At 73.1% G+C, this 10,211-nt stretch carries 6 protein-coding genes; 5 read left to right on the top strand and 1 reads right to left on the bottom strand.

Annotated elements, in window-relative coordinates; all coding sequences use genetic code 11:
- The first annotated feature begins 15 nt into the window (after positions 1-15).
- Together PSH25_RS23295 and PSH25_RS23290 are read left to right on the top strand one after the other, a co-directional pair.
- Entirely contained in the window at positions 16-900 is an 885-nt protein-coding gene (locus PSH25_RS23295) for an NAD kinase (RefSeq protein ID WP_238661097.1), read from the top strand.
- A 158-nt stretch (positions 901-1,058) separates the two neighbouring features.
- The gene (locus PSH25_RS23290) at positions 1,059-4,778 is read left to right on the top strand and encodes a S8 family serine peptidase (RefSeq protein ID WP_238661095.1); all 3,720 of its coding nucleotides are present in this window, start codon (positions 1,059-1,061) and stop codon (positions 4,776-4,778) included.
- A gap of 79 nt (positions 4,779-4,857) precedes the next feature.
- Here the strand turns inward: PSH25_RS23290 and PSH25_RS23285 are convergent, their stop codons facing one another.
- Positions 4,858-5,877, bottom strand: a complete 1,020-nt coding sequence (locus tag PSH25_RS23285; RefSeq protein ID WP_238661094.1) for a helix-turn-helix domain-containing protein — start codon at positions 5,875-5,877, stop codon at positions 4,858-4,860.
- An 89-nt stretch (positions 5,878-5,966) separates the two neighbouring features.
- On the opposite strand from PSH25_RS23285, the gene recN reads away from it, so the two are divergent.
- From recN to PSH25_RS23270, 3 genes are all read left to right on the top strand, one after another.
- Complete coding sequence (gene recN / locus PSH25_RS23280; protein ID WP_238661096.1) at positions 5,967-7,724, top strand: DNA repair protein RecN; 1,758 nt, start codon at positions 5,967-5,969, stop codon at positions 7,722-7,724.
- 119 nt (positions 7,725-7,843) lie between these two features.
- The gene (gene steA / locus PSH25_RS23275; protein ID WP_238661093.1) at positions 7,844-9,022 is read left to right on the top strand and encodes a putative cytokinetic ring protein SteA; all 1,179 of its coding nucleotides are present in this window, start codon (positions 7,844-7,846) and stop codon (positions 9,020-9,022) included.
- A gap of 27 nt (positions 9,023-9,049) precedes the next feature.
- Positions 9,050-9,991 (top strand): copper transporter, encoded by a 942-nt coding sequence (locus tag PSH25_RS23270; RefSeq protein ID WP_238661092.1) that lies wholly within the window; start codon positions 9,050-9,052, stop codon positions 9,989-9,991.
- Positions 9,992-10,211 lie beyond the last annotated feature (220 nt).

Here is a 10,211-nt window from a genome sequence, read left to right as displayed (position 1 = left end):
TGGGCGGGTCGCCCGATGAGCCGGACCGCGCTGCTGGTGACGCACACCGGCCGTCGGCGCAGCACCGAGCATGCCCGGTCGGTCGCCGCCGACCTGATCGCCGCGGGTTTCGAGGTACGGGTGGTGGCCGACGAGGCCGACGACCTCGACCTGCCCGGCGTGGTGCCGGTCGCCGGCCCCCAGGCCGCCGAGGGCGCCGAGATCGTCTTCGCGCTCGGTGGGGACGGCACCTTCCTGCGCGCCGCCGAGCTGGCCCGGCCGGCGAAGGCGCCGCTGCTCGGCATCAACCTCGGCAAGGTGGGCTTCCTGGCGGAGGCGGAGATCGACGACCTGGACACGGCGGTCCGGGACGTCGTCGGCCGCAACTACACGGTCGACGAGCGGCTGACCCTGGACGTCACCGCCGAGTTCGACGGTGGGCCGACCATCGAGTCCTGGGCACTCAACGAGATCAGCATCGAGAAGGGCGAGCGGGCCCAGATGCTCGAACTGCTCGTCGACGTGGACGGCCGGCCGCTGTCGCGCTACGGCTGCGACGGTGTCGTCTGCGCCACCCCCACCGGCTCCACCGCGTACGCGTTCTCCGGTGGCGGCCCGGTGGTCTGGCCGGAGGTGGAGGCGCTGCTGCTGGTGCCGATCAGCGCGCACGCGTTGTTCAGCCGCCCGCTGGTCACCGCCCCGACGTCCACCTTCGTGATCACCGTCGACCCGTTCACCACCCTCGCCGTGCTCTCCTGCGACGGCCGGCGGGTCTACGACCTGCCGCCCGGCGCGCGGGTGACGGTGCGCCGGGGCGGCCTGCCGGTACGCATCGTGCGGCTGCGCCCCCGCCCGTTCACCGACCGGCTGGTGGCCAAGTTCGGCCTCCCCGTGCACGGTTGGCGCGGCAGCCGCCGGTGACCGTGACGCACACCGTGGGTGGATGTCAGTTGTCCACCTGACGACATGTCGCCGCTGCGGCGGCGGGCGACTAGTGACCTGGTGACAGGCTCCGACGCAGACTCCGATCGGCCCTCATCCACGGATGGCGGGCCTGGAGGAGTAGAGGAGCCCATCGCATGCACTGGTCCCCCCGCTGGCTCGCCGTCGGCGCGGTCGGCGCGTTGGTGGTCGGCGTCGCCGCACCGGCGTCCGCCGACCCGCCCGCCCGGCCCACCGGCCCGACGTCGGACACGCCCGCCCAGCACGCACCCGTCCGCATCACTCTGATCACCGGCGACCAGGTCGACCTGGTGCAGGCGGCACCCGGTCGGGTGGCCGCCACCGTCCACCCCGGCCCGGGGCGCAACCGGATCACCTTCCAGACCGTCGAGGCGGACGGCGGGTTGCGCGTGCTGCCCAGCGACGTCATGCCGTACCTCTCCACGGGGGTGCTCGACCCCGACCTGTTCGACGTGCAGGAGTTGGCCGCCGACGGCTACGGCGACGCCGCGCAGGGCGCGTTGCCGCTGATCGTCCGCTATCAGGAGCCGGCCGCCGGACGGGTCAGGCCGCTGGCCGGCGCCACCGACGCGCGTCCCCTGGAGAGCATCAACGGCGCCGCGCTGCGGGTCGGCAAGGGCGACCTCGGTGGTCTGTGGACGTCGCTGCGCGGCGCGCCCGGGCAGCGGGTCACCGCCGGTTCGCCGGCCCGGCTCGGCGCCGGTGTCGACCGGATCTGGCTGGACGGGAAGGTCCACCCGACGCTGGAGCACAGCGTGCCGCAGATCGGCGTCCCGATCGCCTGGGCCGCCGGCCGGGACGGTGCCGGCGTGAAGGTGGCGGTGCTCGACACCGGCGTCGACGCCACCCACCCCGACCTGGCCGGCCGGATCGCCGAGGCACAGGACTTCTCCGGCAGCGGCAGCGCCCGCGACGGGCACGGCCACGGCACCCACGTGGCCGCCACCATCGCCGGCAGCGGGGCCGCGTCCGACGGGAGACGCAAGGGCGTCGCCCCGGGGGCGCGACTGCTGGTCGGCAAGGTGCTCGACGACGGTGGCTCCGGCTACAGCTCGTCCATCATCGCGGGCATGGAGTGGGCCGCCCACTCCGGCGCGAAGGTGGTCAGCATGAGCCTCGGTGGCGACCCGACCGACGGCACCGACCCGATGAGCCAGGCGGTGAACGACCTGACCGCCGAGACCGGCGCGCTCTTCGTGGTCGCCGCCGGCAACTCCGGCGCCGCGCGTACCGTCGGGGCGCCCGGCGCGGCCGCGGCGGCGCTCACCGTCGGCGCGGTCGACCGCGACGACAACCTCGCGGAGTTCTCCAGCCGGGGCCCGCGTCTCGGCGACAACGGCCTCAAGCCCGAGATCACCGCGCCGGGCGTCGGCATCATCGCCGCCCGGGCCGCCGGCACCGCCATGGGTACGCCGGTGGACGACGCCTACACGACCGCGTCCGGCACCTCGATGGCCACCCCGCACGTGGCCGGCGCGGCGGCGATCCTGGCCCAGGAACACCCGGACTGGCCCGCCGCGAAGCTCAAGGACGCGCTGGTCAGCACCACGAAGGCGAACCCGGCGCTGACCGTCTTCGAGCAGGGCGCCGGCCGGGTCGACGTGGCCCGCGCGCTCGGCCAGCGGGTGTACGCGTCCGGCACCGTCGACTTCGGCCGGCTCAGCACCGGTGGCGCGACGGTCGAGCGGACCGTCACGTACACCAACGGCGGCACGGCCCCGCAGACCCTGCGGTTGGCCCTGGAGCTGCGCAACCTGGACACCCGTGCGGCCGAGACCGACGGGGTCGCGGTCGGCGGCGCCGAGGTGACCGTGCCGGCCGGCGGCAGCGTCGCCGTGCCGTTGCGGGCCGACCCGGCGAAGCTGGACCGGGGTCTGCACAGCGGGTGGCTGGTGGCCATCGGCGCGGACGGCGTCGCGGTGCGCACCGCCGTCGCGTTCACCCTCAGTGGTCCGCTGCACATCGTGACCGTGCGGGCGCTGGACATGCAGGGTCAGCCGGGTCTCGCGTCGGTGCTCACCCTCTTCGGTGAGCAGCCCGAATCCGACTGGCTCGGCTGGGTCGGCGGCGAGGTGCGAATCCAGGTCGAGGAGGGCCCCTACCTGGTCGAGGCGCTGATCGAGCACGGTGCCCCGCTGGACGAGCAGATCACCCTGGTCACCGACCCGGAGCTGCTGGTCGACCGGGACCTCACCGTGGTGCTCGACCCGCGCAAGGGCACCCCGGTGCGGATCGAGACGCCGAAGCCCTCCGAGCAGCGGTCGACGATCAGCTTCTACGAGCACCGGGTCTTCGGCAACGGCCGGCAGGTGGACCACGGGGTGATGACCTTCAGCACCATCCAGCAGGTAAACGTCACCCCGACCCCCGCGGTGCGCCAGGGCGAGTTCGAGTTCGCGTCGCGCTGGCAGTTGGTCGCGCCGATGGTGGACGCGACGATCAGCGGGGTGTCCGGTCCGCTGGACATCAACCTGATGGGCTACTCGCCGGCAACGACCGACCGGCGCAGGCTGCCGCTGGTCTGGGCCGGCACCGGCACCCCCGCCGAGCTGACCCGGGTACGCGGCGCCGCGGCGCTGCTCACCACCAGCCCGGACGCCTCGGAGGAGGAGCAGATCGCGGCAGCGGCCGCCGCCGGGGCGAAGGTGGCGCTCGTCGTCCGACCCGCCGACCAGAGCGCGTGGACGTCCTGGACCCCGTTGGGCGACCGGCTGCCGATCCCGGCGATGGCGGTGGCGTACGACGACGGGCAGAAGATCATCGCGGCGGTCCGGAAGCGCCACACGACGCTGGACCTGACGTTGACCGTGGAGAGCCCGTACCTGTACGACGTGTGGCAGGTCTCGAAGGGTCGGGTCCCCGAGCGGATCGTCCACAGGGTCACCGAGGGGAACACCGCCGAGGTCACCAACCACTACGGGAACGTCGGCGGGGAATGGGCCAGCGAGCAGCGGTTCGGGTGGCGTCCGTGGCAGGACACCGCCTGGAACGACAACCAGCGGCTGGTCCGTGCCGGCACCACCCGGCAGGAGTTCGTCAGCGCCGGTGACAACTGGTGGCAGCAACGGGTGCTGCACAAGCTCATGTTCATGCAGTGGGGGCAGCTGATCGGTGGTCTGACCCAGCAGCCGAGGCGCTACGCCGCCGACGACCGGGTGACCGAGACCTGGCACGCGCCGGTGATCCGCCCGGCCGTCCCGGCCAGTGGGGCGCCGGTGCCCACCCGCACCGGTGACAACCTGGAGCTGCGGGTGCCCGAGTTCGTCGACGCCGAGGGGCACTACAGCCTGGCCGGCGAGAGTGAGGAGTCGGACACCGTCACGGCGCGGGTCAGCCGCAACGGGCAGCAGATCGCGGACCTCTCCGCCGGTTGGGCGCCGGTGCCCACGACCGCCGGGGCGGCCCGCTACCGCCTGGACGTGACCACCCAGCGGTCCTCGGTCGAGTGGCGCTACGGCACGCGGACCGACACGGCCTGGGAGTTCACCTCGGGCCGACCGGCGGGCGACGCCGCCACGCCGTTGTCGCTGCTCCAGGTGGACTACCGGGTGCCGGCCGACCTGCTCGGCACGGTACCCGGCAACCGGCCGCACCGGTTGGGGCTGACCCTGCGGCAGCCGGCCGGGGTGCCGACGCCGACCGGCACCAGCGTCCGGGTGCAGGTCTCCTTCGACGGGGGCGTCACCTGGCGCAACGCGCCGACCACGGGGTCGGGCACCCGGTACACCGCGACCGTGCCGGCGGGGCGCGGAACGGTGTCGCTGCGGGTGCACGCCGCCGACCGGGCCGGGAACACCGTCGACCAGACGGTGCTCCAGGCGTACGGGATGCGCTGATCGGGCAGGGCGGGGCGGCCTGGGCCGTCCCGCCCCGCCGGATGGGGTCCGCCGTCGGTCGACGGCGGACCCTTTCGCGTCAGAGCCAGCCGCGTCGGGCCACCTGGAACGCCAACCCGGGCCGGGTGTCCACGCCGGCGGCGGCCATCAGGTCGGCGATCCGCCGTTGCACGGTCCGCCGGCTCACCCCGAGCTGGGAGGCGATGGACTTGTCCGGTACGCCCGCCACGAACAGCGACAGCAGCCGGGCCTCGTCGGCGTCGGGCTGGTAACCGTCGCCCGGCTGGTCCGCCGGCTCCGGCCGTCGAGCCTCGGGGGCCGCGACGGCCAGGGGGTCGTCGAGGCGCAGCCGGGTGGCCACCCGCCAGTGGCTCTCGAAGAGGGCGAGCAGCGCGTCGAGCAGTTGACTGCGGCCGATCACGGCGGCGCTCGGTTCGCCGCCGTCGCGGTCCGGCACCAACGGGCAGACGGCCGTGCGGGCGTCCACGATGGCCAGTCGGACCGGCAGCCGGTCCAGGACGCGGGCCTGCTCCCCGGCGGCGACCCCCTTGGACAGGTCGGCCAACGCGCCCGGCTCCAGCAGCAGGTCACGCTCGTAGATGGCCCGGTAGCTCACCCCACGGGCCAGCGCGTCGAACTCCTCGACATTCTCCGGGCCGGCCATGGCGAGGGGATTGGCCCGGCAGAACCAGAGCACCTCGGTACGCGCCGAATTCTGCAAATCGCGCAACCGGTCCCGCAGAGCCCGGGTGCCGGTGATCACCTCCACCAGGTGGTCGACGTGGTGTCGGCGCAGCCCGGAGCGGTACTCCTCGGCCAGTTGGGTGACCAGCCGGCGGGCCGCCTCCAGATCCTCCTGGCGGCGCAGCAGCGTCCCGCCGAGGGCGACGTCCGGGGCCGTCGGGCGCAGCGGGGCGTCCGGGTCGTTGTCGGTGGGCTGCACAAGCCCCTTGCCGCGCAACGCCTCGACCTGGGCGACGACCTGCTCACGGGGCCGGTGCAGGCGACCGGCCAACTCGTCGATGCGGGCCGTGGTGAGCTGGAGCAGGCAGCGGTAGAGCTCCTCCTCAGCCGAGGTCAGGCCGATCACGTCCAACACGGGGCAGAACTGTACGTCGGCCGGGTACCGGCCGTACCCGGGCCCGTCGGCTGGTCAATTGTCGGGCCGCGCGTCTACTGTCGGTGGCTGTGCTGGAAGAGCTGCGCATCACCGGACTGGGCGTCATCGAAGACACCACGCTGCCGTTGACCGGCGGCATGAACGTCATCACCGGCGAGACCGGTGCGGGCAAGACGATGGTGGTCACCGGCCTCGGCCTGCTCTTCGGCGGCCGGGCCGACGCCGGGCGGGTCCGCGCCCAACCCGGCCGGGCGGTGGTGGAGGGGCGGCTGCGGCTGCACGGGCGGGTCGCCGACGCCGTGCACGCGCGGATCACCGAGGCCGGTGGCGAACCCGACGAGGACGGCTCGGTGCTGCTGAGCCGCACCGTGACCGTGGAGGGGCGTTCGCGCGCCCACGTCGGGGGCCGGAGCATGCCGGTGTCGATGCTCGGTGAGGTCGGCGAGCAGGCGGTCGCCGTGCACGGCCAGTCCGACCAGCTGCGGTTGCTGCGCCCGGCCGAGCAGCGGGCCGCACTGGACCGGTTCGCCGGCCCCGCGCACGAGAAGCTGCTCGACGCGCTGCGCGAGGCGTACACGGGATGGCGTCGGGTCGTCGACGACCTGGCCGACCGGCGGCGTAACGCCCGCGAGCGCAACCAGGAGGCCGACCTGCTGCGGCTGGGCCTCGACGAGATCACCCGGGTCGATCCGCAGCCCGGTGAGGACGACGAGCTGAAGACCGAGGCGCAGCGGCTGGAGCACGCCGAGGGCCTGCGGACGGCCGCGCAGATCGCCCAGCAGTGCGTGGCCGGTGGCGCGGAGGCCGCCGAGGAGACCCCGGACGCGGCGGCGTTGCTCGGCACCGCCCGGCGGACCCTGGAGGCGCAGTCCGGCACCGATCCGGCGCTCGGTGAGCTGGCGGCCCGCCTGGAGGAGGCGGCCACGCTGGTCACCGACGTGTCCGCGGAGCTGTCGGCGTACCTGGCGACGCTGGACGCGGACCCGGCCCGGTTGCAGCACGTCTACGAGCGGCGGGCCGCGCTGCGCGCGCTGACCCGCAAGTACGCCGACGACGTCGACGGGGTGATCGCCTGGGCCGATCGGGCCCGCACCCGACTGTCCGACCTGGACATGTCCGACGACCTGCTCGACGAGTTGGAACGGGAGGGCCAGCGCCTCGCCGTCGAGGTGGCCGACCTCGCCGGGCGGGTGTCCACCTCCCGGCAGGAGGCGGCGGTCCGCTTCGCCGACCAGGTCACCGTCGAGCTGGCCGGTCTGGCCATGCCGCACGCGCGGATCGAGGTGGCGGTGCTGCCCCGTCCGGCCGGGCGCGCCGAGCCGACGCTCTCGGTCAACGGCGTCGAGGTGGGGGTCACCCCGGACGGCGGTGACGAGGTGGAGCTGCGGTTGCTGGCCCACCCGGGCGCGCCGTCGCTGCCGTTGCAGCGCGGCGCCTCCGGCGGTGAGCTGTCCCGGGTGATGCTCGCCATCGAGGTGGTGTTCGCCGGCTCGGGCGGCCCGCCCACGTTGGTCTTCGACGAGGTCGACGCGGGGGTCGGCGGTCAGGCGGCGGTGGAGATCGGCCGCCGGCTGGCCCGGCTGGCCCGCAGCCACCAGGTGCTGGTGGTCACGCACCTGCCGCAGGTGGCCGCGTTCGCCGACCGGCACCTGGTGGTGGCGAAGGACACCGGTGGCGCGGTGACGACCAGCGGGGTGCGCGTGGTGGAGGACACCGAGCGGGCCCGGGAGTTGGCGCGCATGCTGGCGGGTTTGCCCGATTCAGATCTGGGTATCGCCCACGCCGAGGAGCTTCTGGCAGTGGCCGCCAAGGAAAGGCGGTTGTGACGCCGCGTATTGTGAGCGCAAGCACACCGGCTTGTGCCGGTGTGTGCTTCCCTGGGTAGGCGGCCCTGCTCAGGCATGTCGCGACAGAAAAGTCTGCCTCACATGCCAGGATGGTCACGATGCGTCTACCCACGTTGCGCCGGAACCGGAACTCCGAACCGGGCAGAGTCCTCGGCACCGCACGCCTTGATCGCCGGACGAAACGTCTGGTCGGTCGGCTGCGCCCCGGTGACATCGCGGTCATCGACCACGTCGACCTGGACCGGGTGGCGGCCGACTCACTCGTCGCCGTCGGGGTCGCGGCGGTGCTCAACGCCAAGCCCTCGGTCTCCGGCCGTTACCCGAACCTCGGCCCGGAGGTGTTGATCGCCGCCGGCATTCCGCTCCTCGACGACCTCGGTGAGGGCGTCTTCGAGCGGATCCGCGAGGGCGACCAGGTGCGCATCGAGGGCAACACGGTCTTCGCCGGTGACGAGCCGGTGGCCCACGGCAGCCTGCAGGACGCCGAGTCGGTCGGCAAGGCGATGGCGGACGCCCGGGAGGGTCTGTCGGTGCAGTTGGAGGCGTTCGCCGCCAACACGATGGACTACCTGCGCCAGGAACGCGACCTGCTGCTCGACGGCGTCGGGGTGCCGGACATCGAGACCCAGATGCAGGGTCGGCACTGCCTGATCGTGGTGCGCGGCTACGACTACAAGGCCGACCTGGACGTGCTGCGCCCGTACATCCGGGAGTTCAAGCCGGTGCTCATCGGCGTCGACGGCGGCGCGGACGCCCTGGTCGAGGCCGGCTACACCCCCGACGTGATCATTGGGGACATGGATTCGGTCACCGACGACGTGCTGCGCTGCGGCGCCGAGGTGATCGTGCACGCGTACCCGGACGGGCGTGCGCCGGGCCTGCCCCGGGTCAACGGCCTCGGTGTGCCGGCGATCACCTTCCCGGCCGCGGCGACCAGCGAGGACCTGGCCATGCTGCTCGCCGACGAGAAGGGCGCCTCGCTGCTGGTCGCGGTCGGCACCCACGCGACCCTCGTCGAGTTCCTCGACAAGGGTCGCGGCGGGATGGCCTCGACGTTCCTGACCCGGCTGAAGGTCGGCGGCAAGCTGGTCGACGCCAAGGGGGTGAGCCGGCTCTACCGGCAGAGCATCTCCGGCTCGTCGCTGCTGCTGCTGGTGCTGTCGGCGATCGCGGCGATGGCGTCCGCGGTGGCCGTGTCGACCGTCGGGAAGGCGTACCTGGGCGTGGTCGCCGAGTGGTGGGACAATTTCGTGTTCCAGCTGTACCGGCTCTTCTAGTTCCCGACCGATCAAGAGGCTGCAAGCGTGATCAACTTCCGCTACCACGTGGTGTCCCTCACCGCGGTCTTCCTGGCTCTGGCGATCGGCCTGGTGGTCGGCACAGCCGCCCTCAACGGCCCGGTCGCCGACTCGCTCAAGGAGCAGGTCACCGGGCTACGCAAGGACAACCAGCAGTGGCGTCAGACGGTCAGCAACATGGAGAAGCAACTCGCGCTGGAAGAGGAGTTCGCCGAGGAGATCTCCCAGGTCGTCCTGCCCGGCACCCTCACCGGGCGTCGGGTCGTGGTGCTCAGCCTGCCCAACGGGCGCGACCACACCGAGGGCGTGCTCAAGAAGCTCCAGCAGGCCGGGGCCACCATCACCGGCCAGGTCGACCTGCAGGACAAGTTCATCAATCCGGACAACAACTCCAACCTGCTGGAGTTGGCCGTCACCGCGGCCCGCCCGACCGCGCAGACCACCGGCCTGCCGGGCAACGGGCACGGTGTGGAGACCTCCAGCGCGCTGCTGGCCAGCGTCCTGCTGGACCGGGCCCAGGGCGTCGCGCCGGTCAGCGACGCCGACCGGCGGGCGGTGCTCGCCGCCTACAACAACGCCGGCTACCTGACCACCGACAGCAACAAGGTCACCGCCTCGGCGGAGGCGGTCGTCGTGGTCAGCGGCCAGCCGTACGTCGACAAGGACTCCGACAAGCGGGACGAGTCGGTTGTCAAGATCGCCGAGCAGTTCGACCGGACCGGGGCGATCGTGGTGGGTGGCAACGGATCCGTGGGCGGCAACCTGGTCGGCGTGGTGCGCGGCGACCCGGTGCTCGCCCAGACCATCTCCACCGTCGACAACGCCAACACCGTGCAGGGCCAGGTGGTCACCACCCTCGCCCTGGTGCAGCAACTCACCGAGAAGAAGGCCGGACAGTACGGCGTCGGCGACAACGCCCCGTCGCTGCTGCCTAGACTGCCCCAGTGAGCGAACGACGTACCCCCGTGTCCGGATCCGACCAGACGGCGCGTGACCGAGCCAGCGAGGTGCCGGCGTGAGCGCGCTGGGCCGGCTGTTGATCGCCGGCGCGGGTGCCGCGGCGGCCCGGTACGCGCTACGTGAGGCGCGTACCTCGCCGGCCGGGCCCGCGTTGGAGCGCACCAACTTCCGTGGCCGCACGGTGAGCCTGGCCGCCACGGAAGTTGGT

Origin of the sequence: Micromonospora foliorum (assembly GCF_022229015.1) — a bacterium.
In the GTDB taxonomy this organism is placed as follows: Bacteria; Actinomycetota; Actinomycetes; order Mycobacteriales; family Micromonosporaceae; genus Micromonospora; species Micromonospora foliorum.
The sequence above is the reverse complement of the archived record's forward strand: the minus strand, read 5'-3'. Positions and strand labels throughout refer to the sequence as shown.

What these genes read in the sequence shown, in the direction of transcription:
- PSH25_RS23290 (WP_238661095.1), top strand. Translation starts at nt 1,059, where the DNA reads ATGCACTGGTCCCCCCGCTGGCTCGCCGTCGGCGCGGTCGGCGCGTTG.
- PSH25_RS23295 (WP_238661097.1), top strand. Translation starts at nt 16, where the DNA reads ATGAGCCGGACCGCGCTGCTGGTGACGCACACCGGCCGTCGGCGCAGC.
- steA (WP_238661093.1), top strand. Translation starts at nt 7,844, where the DNA reads ATGCGTCTACCCACGTTGCGCCGGAACCGGAACTCCGAACCGGGCAGA.